The 17,243-nt window shown below is 55.5% G+C and carries 15 protein-coding genes; 6 read left to right on the top strand and 9 right to left on the bottom strand.

All coding sequences use genetic code 11. The annotated features are described in order from the left end of the window. Positions 1-40 precede the first annotated feature (40 nt). Positions 41-1,975 carry an ATP-dependent helicase gene (locus VAE57_RS08985; RefSeq protein WP_322821547.1) on the bottom strand — a complete coding sequence of 645 codons (1,935 nt, stop codon included), beginning with the start codon at positions 1,973-1,975 and terminating at the stop codon, positions 41-43. Between the two features lie 1,029 nt (positions 1,976-3,004). Here VAE57_RS08985 and VAE57_RS08980 point away from each other — a divergent pair. The 4 genes from VAE57_RS08980 (at position 3,005) to VAE57_RS08965 (ending at position 7,154) form a co-directional block, all read left to right on the top strand. Next, the gene (locus VAE57_RS08980; RefSeq protein WP_322821546.1) at positions 3,005-3,685 is read left to right on the top strand and encodes a response regulator transcription factor; all 681 of its coding nucleotides are present in this window, start codon (positions 3,005-3,007) and stop codon (positions 3,683-3,685) included. Between the two features lie 23 nt (positions 3,686-3,708). Next, complete coding sequence (locus VAE57_RS08975) at positions 3,709-5,835, top strand: ATP-binding protein (protein WP_322821545.1); 2,127 nt, start codon at positions 3,709-3,711, stop codon at positions 5,833-5,835. Positions 5,836-6,087: 252 nt separating this feature from the next. Beyond that, positions 6,088-6,645, top strand: coding sequence for a hypothetical protein (locus tag VAE57_RS08970; protein ID WP_322821544.1), 558 nt, complete (start codon positions 6,088-6,090; stop codon positions 6,643-6,645). After that, positions 6,555-7,154: a hypothetical protein gene (locus tag VAE57_RS08965; RefSeq protein ID WP_322821543.1), complete on the top strand. Its 600-nt coding sequence runs from the start codon at positions 6,555-6,557 to the stop codon at positions 7,152-7,154. Before VAE57_RS08970 ends, VAE57_RS08965 begins: the two co-directional genes overlap by 91 nt. 16 nt (positions 7,155-7,170) lie before the next feature. On the opposite strand, the gene hisF is transcribed toward VAE57_RS08965, so the two are convergent. The 3 genes from hisF to VAE57_RS08950 form a co-directional block, all read right to left on the bottom strand. Next, positions 7,171-7,950, bottom strand: coding sequence for an imidazole glycerol phosphate synthase subunit HisF (gene hisF, locus VAE57_RS08960; RefSeq protein WP_322821542.1), 780 nt, complete (start codon positions 7,948-7,950; stop codon positions 7,171-7,173). Positions 7,951-8,044: 94 nt separating this feature from the next. Further along, positions 8,045-8,830, bottom strand: a complete 786-nt coding sequence (locus tag VAE57_RS08955) for a hypothetical protein (RefSeq protein WP_322821541.1) — start codon at positions 8,828-8,830, stop codon at positions 8,045-8,047. A gap of 199 nt (positions 8,831-9,029) precedes the next feature. Next, positions 9,030-9,530, bottom strand: a complete 501-nt coding sequence (locus VAE57_RS08950) for a hypothetical protein (RefSeq protein WP_322821540.1) — start codon at positions 9,528-9,530, stop codon at positions 9,030-9,032. Positions 9,531-9,725: 195 nt separating this feature from the next. On the opposite strand from VAE57_RS08950, the gene tkt reads away from it, so the two are divergent. Continuing rightward, positions 9,726-11,738 carry a transketolase gene (gene tkt / locus VAE57_RS08945; RefSeq protein ID WP_322821539.1) on the top strand — a complete coding sequence of 671 codons (2,013 nt, stop codon included), beginning with the start codon at positions 9,726-9,728 and terminating at the stop codon, positions 11,736-11,738. 101 nt (positions 11,739-11,839) lie between these two features. Here the strand turns inward: tkt and VAE57_RS08940 are convergent, their stop codons facing one another. Continuing rightward, a complete protein-coding gene (locus VAE57_RS08940; protein ID WP_322821538.1) occupies positions 11,840-13,675 on the bottom strand; it encodes an ABC1 kinase family protein in 1,836 nt (611 codons plus the stop codon). 151 nt (positions 13,676-13,826) lie between these two features. Here VAE57_RS08940 and VAE57_RS08935 point away from each other — a divergent pair, with 151 nt between their 5' ends. Further along, on the top strand, positions 13,827-14,150 hold the full coding sequence (locus VAE57_RS08935; RefSeq protein ID WP_322821537.1) for a hypothetical protein: 324 nt from the start codon (positions 13,827-13,829) through the stop codon (positions 14,148-14,150). A gap of 429 nt (positions 14,151-14,579) precedes the next feature. Here VAE57_RS08935 and VAE57_RS08930 read toward each other — a convergent pair whose 3' ends face one another. The 4 genes from VAE57_RS08930 to VAE57_RS08915 form a co-directional block, all read right to left on the bottom strand. Continuing rightward, positions 14,580-15,344, bottom strand: coding sequence for a hypothetical protein (locus VAE57_RS08930; protein ID WP_322821536.1), 765 nt, complete (start codon positions 15,342-15,344; stop codon positions 14,580-14,582). A gap of 22 nt (positions 15,345-15,366) precedes the next feature. Continuing rightward, entirely contained in the window at positions 15,367-16,065 is a 699-nt protein-coding gene (locus VAE57_RS08925; RefSeq protein WP_322821535.1) for an Rcas_1661 family thioredoxin-like (seleno)lipoprotein, read from the bottom strand. Between the two features lie 136 nt (positions 16,066-16,201). Next, entirely contained in the window at positions 16,202-16,453 is a 252-nt protein-coding gene (locus VAE57_RS08920; RefSeq protein WP_012257693.1) for a mycoredoxin, read from the bottom strand. Between the two features lie 136 nt (positions 16,454-16,589). Then, positions 16,590-17,138 (bottom strand): YceI family protein, encoded by a 549-nt coding sequence (locus VAE57_RS08915; RefSeq protein ID WP_322821534.1) that lies wholly within the window; start codon positions 17,136-17,138, stop codon positions 16,590-16,592. Positions 17,139-17,243 lie beyond the last annotated feature (105 nt).

Genomic DNA, 17,243 nt, shown 5'->3' with positions numbered 1-17,243 from the left:
ACAGAGAGCATCACCCATAATGAGAGAACCTCTCGCTCACTCATCGTCCTCGCGCACGTTCTCGACCAAACGCAATGATCTCATCGAGAAAACGCGACGGTTTCAGACGTTGACCACGCTGTCGGCTTGCCGTCCACGAGAGATATAGCCGTTCGGCGGCACGGGTCAGCGCCACATAGCACAAGCGCCGTTCTTCTTCGATAGCCGCCGGATCGCCGATACTCCGTTCGTGCGGAAGTGTTCCCTCTTCTAAGCCTACCACAAACACAAATGGCCACTCCAACCCCTTGGCGGCGTGGATCGTCAAAAGCTGGACCCGATCACGTTCATCATCATCATTGTCTGTATTCGTCATCAGCGCAACTTCTTGCAGGAACGAACGTAACTCAGTGTGTTCTTCTGCTGCCCGCAGCAGTTCCTGCAAATGGGCACGCGCCTCGGCCAGCTCTTCGGCATCGAAACGTTCAGCTAATGCCGCCATATACCCACTCTGCTCCAGCACATCGGCCAGCAAATGATCCGGCGGCATGGTGCTCTCGGCCAACCGCCACCAGCGTTGCAGCAAGGCGAAGAGGCGACGGGCACCTTCGACCGCCCGCGGACTCAGACCGGGAATACTCTGTGCATGGCCAAGAGCTGTACTGATCGGCAACGATTGTGCTGCCGCATAAGCGGCAATGATCGCCAGCGCCTGCCCGCCTAACCCTCGCGCCGGCACATTCGCAAGGCGCGTCAAACTGAGGTTATCCGCCGGATTGGCAATACAGCGGAGATAGGCCAGGGCATCACGCACTACCGCCCGATCAAAGAAACTCACTCCACCGCGCACCTGATACGGAATCCGGGCATGGCGCAGGGCCTGCTCGAATGGTCGGCTCATATGGCGCGTGCGGTAGAGCACGGCAATATCGCGCAACCGTCGCCCTTGCCGTTGCAGATCGGCAATCGAACGGGCTACCTGCTCAGCCTCGTCACGACTATCTCTGGCTTCGCTGATCAATACACAACGTTCATCAACATTGCGTGCCGCAGCGCGCAGCTCCATCGGTGCCACACTGCGGCTGTGGCGAATAATTGCATACGCCGCATCGAGGATAGGCTGGCGCGAACGGTAGTTCGTTGTCAACTCGATCACACGGGCATCAGGAAAATCGGTAGCAAAGCGGTTGATAATGCTGTGATCGGCGTTGCGAAAGCCGTAGATACTCTGCATCGCATCGCCAACCACGAAGAGCGAGCGCGGACGCTGCGCCGTTGACCGGGTGAGCAACTCAATCAGCGCGTGCTGACTCGGATCGGTATCCTGGTACTCGTCGACCAGCACGTGTTGCCAGCGCTGCTGATACGTTGCCAGCAAATCGGGATCATCGCTCAGCAGGCGATACGCGGTCAGGATCAGATCATCGAAATCGAGGGCATTCGCCTGTTCGAGTGCCCGCTGATAGCGACGGTAACAGGCAGCGATAAAGCGATCAAGCGGGTCGGTAGCGAACCGTGCCATCAGGCGTGGAGTCAGCATCCGGCTTTTGGCCCGTGAAATCAGCCGTAACACCTCATCGGCTTCGATCAAACGGGGAGGGGTCTCACTTACGCCTGCCAATGCTTCCGCCGCCAGTTGCAATTGCTCCTCGCCGGCATAGATCGAGAACGAAGAGGTATATCCTTTCAGCCGACCCTCAATCGACTCGCGCAGGATACGTGTGCAGATGGCGTGAAAGGTACCGCTGGTTAAACCACGAATCCGCAGCCCTGGCAGATTGCTTAACCGTTCACGCATCTCGCGTGCCGCCTTATTGGTAAAAGTAACCGCCAGAATCTGCTGCGGCGCTACCCCGTAGTGCGTGATCAGATAGGCGATCCGCAGCGTCAAGACCCGTGTTTTGCCACTACCGGCTCCAGCCTTGACCAGTATCGGCCCAATTGGGGCAGTAACAGCCGCACGCTGGGCGGGATTCAGCAGGTTGAGTTGTTCCATATCGTGCCAGTTTTGCTAGAGGCTGTTAGACAATAGTGCTGCGCTGAATGATGCATGACGATTAACGACGTGTAAGGTGCAGCTATTTGCTTGCCATTTCACCGGTTCACAACCAGACGGTTTCCTCACCCGACAGAAGGTTGAACCACGTTCACACCTGTATTGTTTGCCGGGAACGGATTATACCAGACTGTCAGTATTACAGCAGTTCATTCAGAGCCAGTGCGATGCATCTGTCAGTCATTGTTGTGCTGTGTATCACCTGTCATGCTCTATCTCAGCAAGGGTATCGGTAGCGTGCCGCCACCGTTAGAGGACGCCGGAGTGCACATAACCGAATAGTGTTCTCGATCATGATGAACCGGGTTCATCACTCATCGCGTGCCACACCTGGTAGTTTCAGCTTTGCGATGGCCCCTGACTTTTGACGTGCGTGGTGGGATGGGCGGATTCGTAAGGTACGGGTTTGGAACCCACCCCTACGGGATGTCTGGGTGCGGAGGTGATGGTCACCCTCATCTCATATCCGGTAAGATGCCATGCCTGGAACACACGCCAACCCATTCCCTTCTACTACCCCGGCGTCTATCCGCATCCCGTGCGATACTAACCGGCAGGGGCGGATCAGTGGTACATACAGCATATCCACGCGCATCCACCAGGCCCAAGTTCGTGCATATTCCACAGGCTATCCCTACGGTTCCACAAGACCGGAATCGGATGCTCACAGATGACCACACCGCCGATGCCATGCGGTGATGCGCAGGATCAATCAAGCCCGGGCATTAGAGCACAACGTGCACAACAGACACAGCGGATACCAGAATGTTCAACACATGGCGGCTTCGACCTCTACACCAACCATGGCCCGTTTCATAACGCTCGCCAATACCATCGTCATTAAATCACTATACCAGTTTTTAATGTTTCAACTCTAGCCAAAAGCAAGCTATAAGTGGTACAATTAATGCGCCGTAGTTGTAGAGATCGTATTGTTGCACCACCAGCAAAGCAAACAGGGAGAGCCGCATGAATATTTTGGTTGTTGATGATGACATCCCCAGTGCAAGAATGACTTCTTACTTGCTTGAAGAAGCTGGTTATCGTGTATTTCGGGCACACGATGCATCCAACATTCTCCAGTTGATCGAGCAACACAATCCCGATCTCATCTTGCTGGATGTCATGATGCCTAAAACTGATGGGTTCGAGGTTTGTCGCCAGATTCGGCGCAACTCCGACATTCCGATTATCTTCCTCTCGGCTCGCCATCAACTCCAGGATCGGGTGATGGGGCTTCAAATTGGTGGTGACGACTATCTGGTCAAACCGTTTGAACCTTCGGAATTGCTGGCGCGTGTTGAAGCTGTCTTACGACGACGCAACGCCGATGTGCTCAACACCTCGACTCGTCTCAGTCAGGGCAATATCACGCTCGATCCTGTCGAACACAAAGTTCTCTTCACCGATGGTCGCGTTGTCGAATTGACTCCACTCGAATTTCGGTTGCTCTACTACCTGATGAAGAATTCGGGACGTATCTTGAACGTAACCCAAATTTTGAGTAAAGTATGGGGGTACGATCACGAAGGCGAAAGCAATCTGGTCGCAGTCTACATCCGCCGCCTGCGTACAAAAGTAGAGGAAGACCCGGATCATCCACGACACGTCATTACAGTACGTAATCTCGGCTACAAGTTTGAGCCATAGTTTGAGATACGTTGACGATAGCCATGAAGCATAACACCTGGCAACTGCAAACGATTATCCGTCGCCTCTTGCCGTTGCCGGCATTGGGGTTAGGCTGGCTACTAACCCAATTCGGTCTACCATCTGCGGCCTGGGGTGGTTTGATCGGTTACGGTTTAGTCAACGTTGTCTTGCTGCTATTGATTCGCCGTCACCCAACTTCGACTAACCGTCTCCTGACACTCACCGGCCTGAGCGATTTGCTCATGATCTTCTGGTCGCTCTTCCTGATCAGCACCAGCCCACTGCTGACCGTTGTTCAGGGGGTAGGTGCCTTACGCGCATGGCGGTATCGATTCCATTCATTGTGGCCGGCGCTACTGCCGGCGTTGATTGGCCTGCTCTACCCGCTTACCACGCCTTCGCCCTGGACTGACAATCCACTAACGTTGACCGCGCTGGTATCGATTGGTAGCTTCCTGTTAAGCATCATCACTGTTCTGGCTTTGGTCTGGTTTGGGCAGCGACGCAACCTGACAGCTCTCGATTGGCGGACACGGTACGATCAGGTTCGCCGTGAACAAAAACAGCAGGTTGCCAGCCTGGAAGCCTCGAACAATGATCTGCGTGAGCGACTACGGCGAATGGAGGCTCTCGGCGAAAGCCTGCGTGCTATCAGCAGTTCGCTGAGCCTGGATGATGTGCTGCGCCAGATTCTCGACTCGCTGACCCATATGCTAGGCGTGCAGCGCATCGATAATGTGGCGCTGACATTGGCCCGCGATGACGGCCTTGAACACCAGATTCTGCACAACGATGCCCAACAATCAGACTGGGCAACCGCTTTGGCGCAAGTCGTTATTACCGAAAAACGAACTGTTTTGCTTGACGCCCACGAGATAGTGCAAGAACCGGTATGGCAATCCCTGGCCGATCAGCAATGGCAGGCCGCGCTCAGCGTTCCTCTCTTCGATCCCGATCAGCCTGACCGGATTCGCGGAGCCCTCAGTGTGGTGAGTCGGCAGAGTGAAGCCTTCTCTCCGGCTGAAGAGCGTCATCTAACCTCGTTTAGCATCCAGGCCATGATTGCGATTCGGAACGCCGAACTCCACGTTCAGTTGAGTCGGCAACAGGCGATGCTTAGCGCCATTCTGCACGATATGGCCGATGGCCTGATCGTGTACGATGAAGTGGGCAAGATCTACCTCGACAACGCCGTAGCGCGACAGGTGATAGCGCATAGTCAGGCTTGCAATGGCAGACTGGCCGATCATCTGATCGATACGGCACGTCAGCTTTACCAGAGCAAGGTTTCGTTTAGCAAAGAAATTGTTGATGGCGAAGCCGAGCAGGCTCGCTGGTACCAGATTCACGCCACCCTGGTGAATCCGTCACCCGATACTTGCCTGGCTGTGCTGGTGTTACACGATATTACCGACCAGAAAGTACAGGAGCGGCAGCACCGGGAATTTATTGGCAAACTTGCGCATGAGCTGCGCAATCCGCTGAACGTTCTGAACGGTAATCTTGATATTGTCCTTAAGGAAAGTGATAACATTGGTAAGCTTACCGAAGAGCAACGCCGTTTCCTCGGCGAAGTGAAAGACAGTTATAAGTGCTTGTATAAACGCATCGAGGAGTTGATAGAGATCAATCGTAATGGCACCAATCAATTGGAGCTGCGCCCGGTGCGCACAAATATTATTGACATTATCATTACCACATGCGTTCAGCAACAACAGCCGGCTAGATCTCACGGCGTCGATCTGCGTTGGGAGGTGCCAGATCAGTTACCCGATATGTTTCTTGATGAGGAACGGATCGGTCAGGTATTGACCAATCTGATAGAGAATGCGGTCAAGGCGATGCCCAATGGTGGTCAGATCACCGTGAGTGCTGAACAACAGCAAGATTGTGTTCTTGTTCACGTGACCGATACCGGGATCGGTATTCCAGCCGATCAGATCGAAAAGGTGTTTCTGCCCTATCATCAGGTACCAAACCATCTCAATGGTCGCGAGACAAAAAATACACACCTCGGCCTTGGACTGGCAATCTGTAAACAATTTGTAGAAGCCCACAATGGCGGAATCTGGATATCGCACAGTGAAGTCGGGAAAGGAACACGCTTTACCTTTTCCCTCCCCATATTACCTTTTCCCTCCCCATAATGCCCGAGACCGAACAAGAGATTAAAACCGGCAGTCAAACCACTGCGTAAGTGAAATCTTTTCTGAATATTTCGTTATCTTAATTGCTGTTGAAATGTGCTATATTTGCAATAAGAATATTTCGTTGCAATACGTAGCTTTGAGGACGCTGAATCGAGTAGTCTGATCACTAGTGAAGATTCTTGTTCACAGTTGGCGAAGCCCTTTCTGACATAGTATTCGCTATTCAGACAGGTTGGCCAGAGAAACTACGTGAAGGTTGCACTCATTGCTCTACCCGGCAAACAGACCAATCAGATGCCGCCGCTGACTCTGGCCTACGTGGCGGCTGTTTTGGAACAACGTCGCATCATTGTGCGCATGTACGACCATGCCCTGGATGCAGCGGGAAGCTGGCACGATATTCGGCGTCGCCTGCAAACGTTTCAGCCCCAACGTGTCATCGTCGGCGGTGAAGATAGCCGCACGATTGAACAGGCAGTTGCGCAGATTCATCAGTCCTATCCTGACATTTTGCCATTGCTGGTTCAACGCAATGGTACTGATGCGCCTGCGGCCGTCACCGGTGTCCTGGCCTGGCTCGATGGCACAGTAAAGGAGTGCTTGCCAAACGATTTACCCTTTCCGGCCCGTCATCTGTTGTCGCTTGAGCACTACGCACTCCGCGCACCGGGTGGCGAGCTACAAACACCCGTTGTGATCGGCTGGCATATCAATACATGCGTCAGCCCCGCCAGATCGGTCAGGAGCTGCGCACGCTGGTGGAGGAGGCCGGTATCCGCCACGTGCTATTTTGCGAACCCGCATTGACCATCGATGAACAGTGGTTTACTGAACTACTTAACTATCTGGTAAGCGCCAGCTTAAATGTCAAATGGCAGGCATCAGCCGCTCTCGAACATCTGGATGAAGAGACTATTCCACGACTGGCTCAGGCCGGTTGTGAGGCACTAACATTTGTCATCGCCGCTAGCAGCATTTTTGACTCTGCCAGCAGGCGCAACCAGGCGCGTAAGCTGATTACCACTATCCGTGAGCACGGTATCTACACCCACGCGACTATTCTGCTCGAGCCGCCCTACGAATCCATCGCTCGCCTGATCGATGTTGCTGCTACGTTTGGGCTGAACGATGTCTCTTTTGAATTGATGCAGACGATGCGGGTTGGCGATGACGAGCAAACCATCAAACGCTTTGCCCGTCAACGGTATCAGGAAGGTCAAACCCGCCAGCGCCTGATTGATCGTTTTAGCCCGGTGCTCGGCGGTTTGCTCTGGCAACTGCGGGTGCAGAACGTGGATGAGGAATTGGGGGGGTAGAAGTGGATAATCCTCCTTATATCATCCTCACCGCCACCCCTCGCTCGGCCAGGTAGCGTTTGACATCGGCCACCGCGTAGTCACCGAAGTGGAAGATGGACGCGGCCAGTACTGCATCAGCACCACCTTCGACGATGCCGCGATACATGTCGTGCGGCGAACCGACACCACCGGACGCGATGACCGGTACCGGGGAAATGGCGGTAATCGCCTGTAGTAGCTCCAGATCATAGCCGGTACGCGCACCGTCGGCGTCCATGCTGTTAATGCAAATCTCGCCTGCCCCAAGATCGATCCCCCGCTTGATCCATTCGATAGCGTCAAGCCCCGCCGGGCGCGGATTGGCCCCGGTATGGGTAAAGACTTCCCAGCGTGGTGGTTCGCCTGGCGCGTTTACCCGTTTGGCATCGACCGACAGTACAATGCATTGGCTGCCAAACCGCCGGGCACCTTCGGCAATGAGTTGCGGGTTGTAGACCGCCGCTGTATTCAGGCTGACCTTGTCGGCACCGGCCCGCAACATGCGGTACATATCGTCAATGCTGCGTAACCCACCACCAACTGTGAGCGGAATAAAAACCTCGGCAGCCGTGCGTTCTACAACCTCGACCATAATTGCCCGCTCATCGCTCGATGCCGTGATGTCGTAGAAGACCAGTTCATCGGCTCCGGCAGCATTGTAGGCAGCCGCCAGCTCTACCGGATCACCGGCATCACGGTGATTCAGGAATTTCACGCCTTTTACCACACGTCCCGCTTTGACATCAAGACAGGGAATGATTCGTCGCGTCAGCATATGTTCGTCCTCGGTAACGTTCGGAAATAGTAGAAGTTATCGTCGGGTTGGTGACAGGTATTGCGCACTGCCACTTTCCTGAACACATCAATCACTATTTTGGCCGCACCTGCCCACGTCGACCACGCTCTTCAACTGGCGCCGGAGGTTCCGTGTCGGTTGCCTGCCTGGCCTGTGCGTCATCGATCAGAAATTGGGTCGCACGTACCCCCCACACCGCCAGGAGTGAGACACTGAAGAGCAGGAATGGGACGACCAGCACCAGGCTGCTGATAAACAGGATAAAGCCCATTAAGAGCATGGTGATCAGTGTATAGATGGGGCGACTGACGATCAAGATCAGAGCGTTACGGGCAATCTGGCGGAGCGAAGGCTGTTCCAGTAACACCATCATTGGGAAAGCGTAGATGATGATTGCCGACCAGAGCATGAACAGGTAGAGAAAAAAGCCGATCAGGAGTCCACCCAGCAGACCGGGTACGCCGGCATAGAAGGCCAGGTTCCATAAAATCAGGGCCAGACCGGCCATCCAGATACCGTATAAACGCCACGCCAGAAGCGCATACGTCCGCATACCGGCGAAGAAATCGGTTAATTTGCTGGCCCGGCCTTCGCTAATCCGCTTGCTCAGCGCGTACAGACCTCCAAATGCCGGTGCTGCCGGTAAGACACCAACCAGTGCCGCCGCTGCTGCGGGGAGGGCAGCGTTGCTCACCATTGCAACGTAGGCAATACTGAAGAGTGGTACACTCAGCGCGGCCCAGATGATGTTGGCAAACGTGAGTAGCAGAAATTCATCAAACAGGTCGCGCAGTGCCTGCCAGAAGACGCGAAACGGTGCGGTGATATTGGCTGAATTAATTATTTGGCGCTGACTCATAGCTTGTGTATTATAGCTGAAGTTTGCGGTATCTGCTCTCGCCAATGTACGGGCGTCTGTAGCTACCGGCCTGTCTATGAGCGTTTGCCAGGATGGATACGCCCGTGATTCGGTCACTCCCACCAGAAAAAAAGCTCCCGGCTTTACCCACCCCGTTGCCGATCCCGGCGCATAATACGACGCCGGTAGTTATCACGAACTACGGTGCGTCTTCGGCCCACAAGACTACGACCCGTTGCTCGTCAATCGCAAACAGGCCGTGATCGAGTGGGGCATCACTCAGCGAGCGCCAGCCGACTACCTCGTTGCCCTGGATGTCGTAGATCGCAAAATCGCCACTTACTGCGCCGTTGGTGAAATAGCGCGCCTGTGGCCCCAGTAACGCCAGTACTCTGCCGGCCAGGTCGGCGGCCTGAGCCTGGGGCACGACCTCGTCGGGGTAGGCCAGGTCGTGGGCGATGAGGTTGGTAGCGATCTTTACTGCGATCCGGCGCGGCACTTCGATCCAGTGCTGCCCAAGGGGCTGGAAGTCGAGTTCACGAGCCGCCGCATCGAGCGCGTCGCACGGATCGGTCGGGGGTTGGTGCAGACGAAATACTGCTCCGGTGAGTGGATAGCTCTGGGCGCGGGCCGTTTCGATAGCAATCCAGAGTCCCTCAATCGCAGGATCGGTCTCCAGGGTCAGTATCGGTTGTGACATAATGCCTCACTTCGCTTGCCAGGTTTCATAGGTGCTATGATACCGCGAGTCCACGATCATCACGTGCAATTTAATCGTCGCCGATCACAGCCTGCGCACAGTGAATAACGTATACAGTGGTATGATGGAGAGAAGTGGGGAATAACCGGACAGCGTTGAAGCTGGCGATGTTCGCATTAGAGGAGATTGTTGTGCATGAATAACCCGATGACCACCACGATTGACCAGTTATGTGCCAATGCTATTCGTGCGCTGGCGATTGATGCCGTTCAGCAAGCGAACAGCGGCCATCCCGGTATGCCACTTGGGATGGCCGATGCTGCATACGTGCTTTGGACGCGCTTTCTGAAGCATAATCCGAGCGATCCACATTGGCCGAACCGGGATCGCTTCGTCCTGTCAGCCGGTCACGGTTCGATGTTACTCTACGCCCTGCTCCACCTTACTGGTTACGATGTGTCGCTGGATGACCTGAAGCAGTTTCGGCAATGGGGGAGTCGTACACCGGGGCATCCTGAGTATCACGAAACGCCAGGGGTTGAGATGACGACCGGCCCGCTCGGCCAGGGGATTGCGACGGCGGTCGGGATGGCAATTGCCGAGCGCTGGCTGGCGACCAGATTTAATCGGGTAGGATTTCCAGTCGTTGACCACTATACCTACGTCATCGCCAGCGATGGGGATCTGATGGAAGGCATCTCCCACGAGGCGGCCAGTCTGGCCGGCCATTTACGGCTGGGGAAACTGATCGTCTTGTACGATAGCAATGATATTTCGCTGGTGGGGCCAACTCGTCTGGCCTGGAGCGAACAGGTTGCTGATCGGTTTGCCGCTTACGGCTGGCAGGTGTTGTACGCCGATGGGCACAATATGTCTTCGGTAGCGCTGGCTCTGGCCGAAGCCATTGCCGATGGCGAACGACCTTCCCTTATCATTACCCGCACCGTGATAGGGTATGCCAGTCCACGGGCCGGCAGCCATAAGGCCCACGGCGAGCCGCTCGGCGTCGAAGGCGTGAAATTGACCAAGGAAGCCTTAGGCTGGCCGCAGGAACCGGCGTTCTACGTTCCTGATGAGGTCTACGAACATATGCAGATGGCGGTCGAAGTTGGTGAGACCCGCCAGCGTGAATGGGAGGCGATGTTCCGGCGGTATCGAGCATCGTACCCCGATCTGGCCGCGCAGTGGGATTTGATGCAGCAGGGCGGTTTACCAGCGGGCTGGGAACAGACCATACCGACCTTTGCCCCTGATCCGAAAGCCAAAGGTACCCGTGTTGCGTCGGGAGCCGTGTTGCAGGCACTTGCTCCGATCATCCCTGGTTTACTGGGAGGTTCAGCCGATCTGCACACCTCGGACTTTACCTACCTGGAGGGGTTGGGATCGATCAACGGCGAGGATTTCAGTGCGCGCAACCTGCATTTCGGCGTGCGGGAGCACGCGATGGGGGCCATTCTCAACGGTATGGCGCTGCACGGTGGGATTATTCCTTACGGCGGCACCTTCCTTGTGTTCAGCGACTACATGCGCCCGGCCATTCGGCTGGCAGCCTTGATGCGCCTGCGAGTGATTTACGTCTTCACCCACGATAGTATCGGGGTTGGTGAGGATGGCCCAACCCACCAGCCGGTAGAGCATCTGCTGGCACTGCGGGCCATTCCCAATCTGCTGGTGGTACGACCGGGTGATGCCAATGAGGTGGCAATGGCCTGGCGCCTGGCGCTGCAACGGAACGATGGCCCAACTGCGATCATCTTATCCCGCCAGAATGTGCCAACACTCGACCGGACGCAGCTTGGTGCCGCCGATGGCACTCTACGCGGTGGCTACGTGCTGCGTGATGCGGACGCGGCTCAGGCACTGATCATTGCGACCGGTTCGGAAGTAGCGCTGGCCATGGCAGCCGCCGAGCATCTGGCCGGGGAAGGCATTGCCACGCGCGTGGTCAGTATGCCTTGTCGCGAACTGTTTGATCAGCAAGATACCGCCTACCGTGACCGGGTACTGCCCCCGCAGATCAGAGCGCGTGTGGTCGTAGAGGCAGGGCGCTCAATCGGCTGGGAGCGCTACGTTGGCTGTGCAGGCGCGATTATCGGGGTGGATCGCTTCGGAGCCTCAGCGCCATTCCAGCGCATCTACACCGAATTCGGTCTGACCGTCAAGCGGATCGTGGCGGCGGTGAAAGATCAGCTTATGCGGCACGAATAGGGTTGGCGTCACTAAGTGACTCACGGGTGGTGACATGAAGGCAACTGGATGGCGTTGCCTTCATGTTGCTTTGGGGTTGAGCCTATACCCCTCGGAGAAAATTACCAGCGCTCGTTACGCGGCCAGAGTGCCCACACAATCGCCGCTACCGCAGCCCACCAGGCCCGGTTGGCTTCCCGTTCCAGGCCGCGAGTACGGAGCTGAACACCACCGAGGAACAACCCGGTTGCGAGCATTCCCCCCATCAAGCGGTCAGTCGCCCGCTCAACCCGTTTCATACTGCGTTCAAGCCGGCTCAGATCGGAACGGGTCTGCAATTCGCCCCGATTGGCCGCCCGGTAGTAAGCATCCATCTGTCGTGGTAACCCGATCAGTATCTGACCAAGCTCCGACAGCTCTTGCTGCAACTTCTCGACCCAATTGCCATTGCGTTGTTCTTGAGCCAGCATCGCTCGTGCGAACGGTCGTAGCTCCTGGAACAGATTGATGTCGGGGCAAATCTCGGTGGCGAGACCGGCAACCATGCTCAGTGCCCGCCCCAAATAGAGCAGGTCTTGGGGGATCTGAAACGGCAAATCGTAGATCAGATCCTTCGTCTCGGCCATAATCGCCTCGACATCGAGGTTGGTCAGCTCGCGCACGGTGCGGTTGAACGAGTAGCGCAGCATCGTCTCGATAGCCGCCCTGATCGCCCGTCGATCAGCACCGGGCAGGATCATATTGAGTTGTTCGAGACAATTCAGAATCCGGTCGGCGTCGTTGGTTGCCAGACCGAGCACGCCCTGCCGCATAATCTCCATCGTTTGCGGTGGCAGACGACCGACCATGCCGAAATCGACAAAAATGAGCGTGAAGGGTGTGCCGGCTGACACTTCATCTGGAGGATTGTCAATTGGCAGCCCGGCATCAACCGCATCCATCGAGAGATGACCATTACGACTAACCGATGTTACCGGTGGTGATGGCTGAACGGGCGCCAGCGCAGTTTCTACCCGCACAAAGAGATTGCCTGGATGCGGATCAGCGTGGAAGAAGCCGTCGATGAAAAACTGTTTCAGGTAGCAATTGTTCAAACGGTCAGCCAGCTCAACCCGACTGACACCCAACTGATCGAGGGTATGCAGGTCGGTGATCTTAATCCCGCTGATCCGCTCCATTACCAACACACGCCGGGTCGTTAACTCGAAGATCGGTTCGGGAATGTAAATCCCCGGATAGTTAGCAAAGTTCTGGCGGAACGTCGCAGCTGAACGCGCCTCTTGCACATAGTCCAATTCCTGCACGAGCACACGGGCAAATTCGGCCAGCAACGCTTCCAGGTCGGCACGCCGGCGAATGGGCGGATAGTTTTTGATCAGGCGCACGACCCAGGTCACTGCGCTCAGATCGACCTCGATAATCTTATCGATCCAGGGGCGTTGCACCTTTACCGCCACCTCACGGCCATCGTGCAACACGGCATAGTGAACCTGCCCCAGGGATGCGGCTGCGACACAATCGGTCTCAAAGCTGCGGAAGATCTCGCTGGGTGGCGCACCGAGTTCCTCTAAAATCACCTCCAACACGTGGCCGGCGGGTGCGGGTGGCACTTCATCCTGGAGACCGGTCAGCTCGCGGCGCACGACATCGGGAATAATATCGGCCCGCGATGAAAGGAATTGACCGAGCTTGATCTGCATGCCCCCAAGCTCAACCGCCATCATGCGAAAGCGACGAGCGATAGACACCCAGCGCCGCAACATCGTGCGCTGAGCATACCAGCGGAAGATAGCAAAGCGGGCGAGCAAAATATCCCAGATGTAGATGTGAATAACAACACCAAGAAAAAACGACGAGACCCGTAAAAAGCGCTCGCGCGGGCGAAAGCGCGGTGGTTCGGTTGGCCGTGGAACGGCGTTGGTGGTATCAGTTGCCTGTACAGAGATTGGTTCACGCATAATATCCTGCCAGTATTCCTATTACTGATTATACCAGAGGCGAAACTCAATCTCACGACCGATCCGCAACGAATTGATCGGCGACTACCATAACAACGGGTGCGTAATGACGTTTGGATCCGACTTAGACAGGTATGGTATCGCTGATACTATGACGATAGATAGTCTTCGCTTGTTAACCGATAGTGCTGCCAGTTTATGGCGTCGTCTCAGTCAATTTGGTTCACCCGATATGCTTGGTCGCCGAACGCCATTTGACGAATGGCTGGCGACCGTCAAACCAGGCCTCTCATCCGCCGACGAACAGGCCATCCGCCGCGATTATCGCCGTCTCACCCTACTCCTTACCGAACTCGAAATCCTTACCCGCTCGCGTGAACAGGCCCTGGCACTGATTTTGGAGACTGTCCAGCAATCTCTTCCTGCCGAACAGGCCGGAGAGAAGTCGGCAACACCTGATAGCGACGTGACCTGAGTTGATGCCTTTATATCGAATCTTGACCGGCACGGTGTTTGTCAGAATCGCGCAGGAGCATTAGCGCACCAATGAGTCGCCGGTGGTTCGGCACAGGTACCTGAAATAGTACACGGGCGGTTTCAGGTACAGCGCTGGCGTGATGGGGGTGAGCGGGTGAGGTTGGTGTTACGTCCAGCACACTGCGACACGCCCCACTCTCATTCGCCCCCAGCGGGGGTGGGAACTGACAGTACGGGTGATGAGCGCGCCGGAGGCGCGCGCTCCACGATGATGCGTGGCGGGGCACAGCGTGAGGGTGACGCTCGCCAGCGTGCTATAACGAACCAGATGTGTTACTGTGCTCAAATAACCTCCAGCCTCGCTGTGGCAAGCGAGGCTGGAGGTTGGCATAACTGCGTCCGGTGGCTGTCAGACGGTACCTGACGATTACGGTACCGGCGATAGAGTAACCCGAATCGGGCCAAAGGTCGCTGTCGGTGTCGGTGGTGGTGGCGTGACACACACATACTCAGCCACAATGAGTTCACGCTCACGTTCGCGGACAATAATCTCGTGTTCGCCGGTTCGCTCGGTGCCAATCCGCAACACGATACGGAATGCGCCTGTTCGATCACTGGCCCCACCACCGACCGGTCGCTCATCGAAGAGTACCAGCAATGCGGTTTGCGGGCGAGCAGTGCCGGTTAATTCAATCAGATCACCCGGTGCACAACGCAGTATCTCCTGACTTAGTGGCGTAGCGGTAAAGGTGGCCGTTGGTGTAACCGTGGGTGGGGCCTGAGTTGGACGCGCCGGTACGGTCGGTGCTACAGTTACGATGGCTGGCGTAGTCGTGGCAGTAGACGTTGCGTCAGTGGTCGGTGCAGTCGCTGCAGTCGTTGCGGTAAAGGTTGAGGTCGGGGTCGCCGTCGCCGCTTGCTGGTTTGATTGGCCTTGAGCTGTCCTCGTGAGTAACGATCCAACGGTTGCGGTGCGGTTCTGCGCAACTACTGTTTGGGTTTGACTACACTCGTTTGGCCCTACATACGTACAATCAACTGGTGGTTCATAACACCCCGGATACAACGGCTGCTCATCACAGCTCGGTTGAGCCAGCGACATGCCCGGTGGCGTAGATAACGACAACCAGAAGGTAAAAACCAGCCCGATCACTACAATGCTTAGCGGCCAGAAGTAGCGTGACCGTGCCATGAACATCCTCTGCCTGCAAGAGTTACCGTTGTCCGACTCGCTCGATCAACTGAGCAAAGGTCTCGAAGCGCTGCGAGCCGACAATGACTTCCTTACCAATCCGAAACACCGGGCGGGCATAGACTCCTTCTTCAATTGCAGCGGCGTAATCGGCCTGCACCTGCGCCTGATACGTATGTTCGTCAAGACAGGTGGTGAATGCTTCCCTCGGAATGCCCAGGCCAGCAGCCAGATCAATCACCGTCTCGCGGGTGTTGAAGTAGAGTTGATTATACCGCGCATAAATCTCACGGCGCAACTCCCAGAAGTACCCGAAGTCGGATGCACATTCACTTGCCTCAGCCAGCATTTGTGAACGTTCCCCCAATTGCAGCAAGTGCCGATATACCAGCCGCATCTGACCGGTAGCCACAAATGCTTCAATCAGGCGTGGTTCAACATCGAGGGTGTGAATAGCGCATGAAGTACAGAGAAAGTCTGAATAGATGACCATCGTTACCGGCGCATCCGGCCTACCAAGGTAGTGATACCCCTCTGGAGTACGACCACGCGGCAGATCGGGAAAATAGGCAGCCACGACCGGCGTGCTATCGGCTGTTGTTGGGGTTGATGTTGATGCACGGGTCGGCACTGGCTCCGGAGTCGCCGTCGGCGACGTGGCAGCCGGAGCGCTACAGGCTGTTAGTAAAACGACGAATGACAAGATAAGACGACGTACCATTGAACAGTAACTTCTACGTATGTTAGCTATCGTAAGCACTCTACCACACGTGGCAACAATAAAGCAACAAAATGAGATGCGCGTGAGAAAGGGCGACCGGCTGGTCGCCCTTACCACACGATAGGTTGCCAAAGAACTATCCCAACTGGTTCAGTTTCGTTTGTAAGAGATGGTTCGACGGCTCCACCAGAATTGAACCATCGGGAAAAACAATCGTTGGCACACTCTGATTACCATTATTGACCTTGATCACAAATTCAGCCGCAGCCGGATCGTGTTCAATATTGATGTAGGTATACGGTACGCCGTGCTGATCAAGCACGCGCTGGGCACGACGGCAATCAGGGCACCAGTTGGTACCGTAGACAACAATGGATTGCGTGGTCATACACTCCCCTCATCGCAACAGCAACGAAGCCGCACGATGCGGCTTCATCTTTGAGTATACCAGTTTTCTAACCTTATGAGGTGCCCACTCGATTACAACATGCGTAACTATCAGGCATCCTCTGGCTAAAGGTGTGTTACGCTGCTACCGATTCCTCTTGTGGTACCTGCTTGACAATCTCGATCTCAATCTCAATTGTCACCTCTTCGCCGACCAGCACCCCACCGGTCTCAAGTGCCACATTCCAGGTCAAGCCCCAGTCTTTGCGGTTGATCTTCGTGGTGGCGCTGAAACCGGCGCTGATCGTCCCCCAAGGCGACTTAGACTGCCCATTGTATTCAACATCGAGGGTGACTTCGCGGGTAACACCGCGAATGGTCAGATCGCCAATCAGTCGTCCATGATTCTCGTCAATCATCTCAACCCGCTTGCTGACAAAGGTCAGCGTCGGATAGTTGGCGACATCGAGAAAATCGGGTGACATCAGATGCCCGTCACGCCGTTCGTCGCGGGTGTCGATGCTGCTGGCATCAATCGTGACCTGCACCTTCGAGTTAGTCGGGTTCTGCTCATCGAAATCAACGGTGCCGTCGAAACGGGTAAAACGGCCACGAACTTTGGAAATCATCATGTGGCGAACGGAAAAGGTGATTGTTGAATGGGAAGCGTCGATTACCCAGGTCATAGGGCCATACTCCTGTCAAACTACAATGCTTTACGTCATGCAGCATAACCTGCCGGCGTAGACAACAGCGTGAACAGGAGCGTGAACGTTGATCTACATCATCAC

The organism is Chloroflexus sp. (genome assembly GCF_034434295.1).
In the GTDB taxonomy this organism is placed as follows: domain Bacteria; phylum Chloroflexota; class Chloroflexia; order Chloroflexales; family Chloroflexaceae; genus Chloroflexus.
The sequence above is the reverse complement of the archived record's forward strand: the minus strand, read 5'-3'. Positions and strand labels throughout refer to the sequence as shown.

Excerpts from the sequence above, each read along its gene's own strand:
- VAE57_RS08985 (WP_322821547.1), bottom strand. The coding sequence starts at position 1,975 with ATGGAACAACTCAACCTGCTGAATCCCGCCCAGCGTGCGGCTGTTACT.
- VAE57_RS08980 (WP_322821546.1), top strand. The coding sequence starts at position 3,005 with ATGAATATTTTGGTTGTTGATGATGACATCCCCAGTGCAAGAATGACT.
- VAE57_RS08975 (WP_322821545.1), top strand. The coding sequence starts at position 3,709 with ATGAAGCATAACACCTGGCAACTGCAAACGATTATCCGTCGCCTCTTG.
- VAE57_RS08965 (WP_322821543.1), top strand. The coding sequence starts at position 6,555 with ATGCGTCAGCCCCGCCAGATCGGTCAGGAGCTGCGCACGCTGGTGGAG.
- hisF (WP_322821542.1), bottom strand. The coding sequence starts at position 7,950 with ATGCTGACGCGACGAATCATTCCCTGTCTTGATGTCAAAGCGGGACGT.
- VAE57_RS08955 (WP_322821541.1), bottom strand. The coding sequence starts at position 8,830 with ATGAGTCAGCGCCAAATAATTAATTCAGCCAATATCACCGCACCGTTT.
- VAE57_RS08950 (WP_322821540.1), bottom strand. The coding sequence starts at position 9,530 with ATGTCACAACCGATACTGACCCTGGAGACCGATCCTGCGATTGAGGGA.
- tkt (WP_322821539.1), top strand. The coding sequence starts at position 9,726 with ATGAATAACCCGATGACCACCACGATTGACCAGTTATGTGCCAATGCT.
- VAE57_RS08940 (WP_322821538.1), bottom strand. The coding sequence starts at position 13,675 with ATGCGTGAACCAATCTCTGTACAGGCAACTGATACCACCAACGCCGTT.
- VAE57_RS08935 (WP_322821537.1), top strand. The coding sequence starts at position 13,827 with ATGACGATAGATAGTCTTCGCTTGTTAACCGATAGTGCTGCCAGTTTA.
- VAE57_RS08930 (WP_322821536.1), bottom strand. The coding sequence starts at position 15,344 with ATGGCACGGTCACGCTACTTCTGGCCGCTAAGCATTGTAGTGATCGGG.
- VAE57_RS08925 (WP_322821535.1), bottom strand. The coding sequence starts at position 16,065 with ATGGTACGTCGTCTTATCTTGTCATTCGTCGTTTTACTAACAGCCTGT.
- VAE57_RS08920 (WP_012257693.1), bottom strand. The coding sequence starts at position 16,453 with ATGACCACGCAATCCATTGTTGTCTACGGTACCAACTGGTGCCCTGAT.
- VAE57_RS08915 (WP_322821534.1), bottom strand. The coding sequence starts at position 17,138 with ATGACCTGGGTAATCGACGCTTCCCATTCAACAATCACCTTTTCCGTT.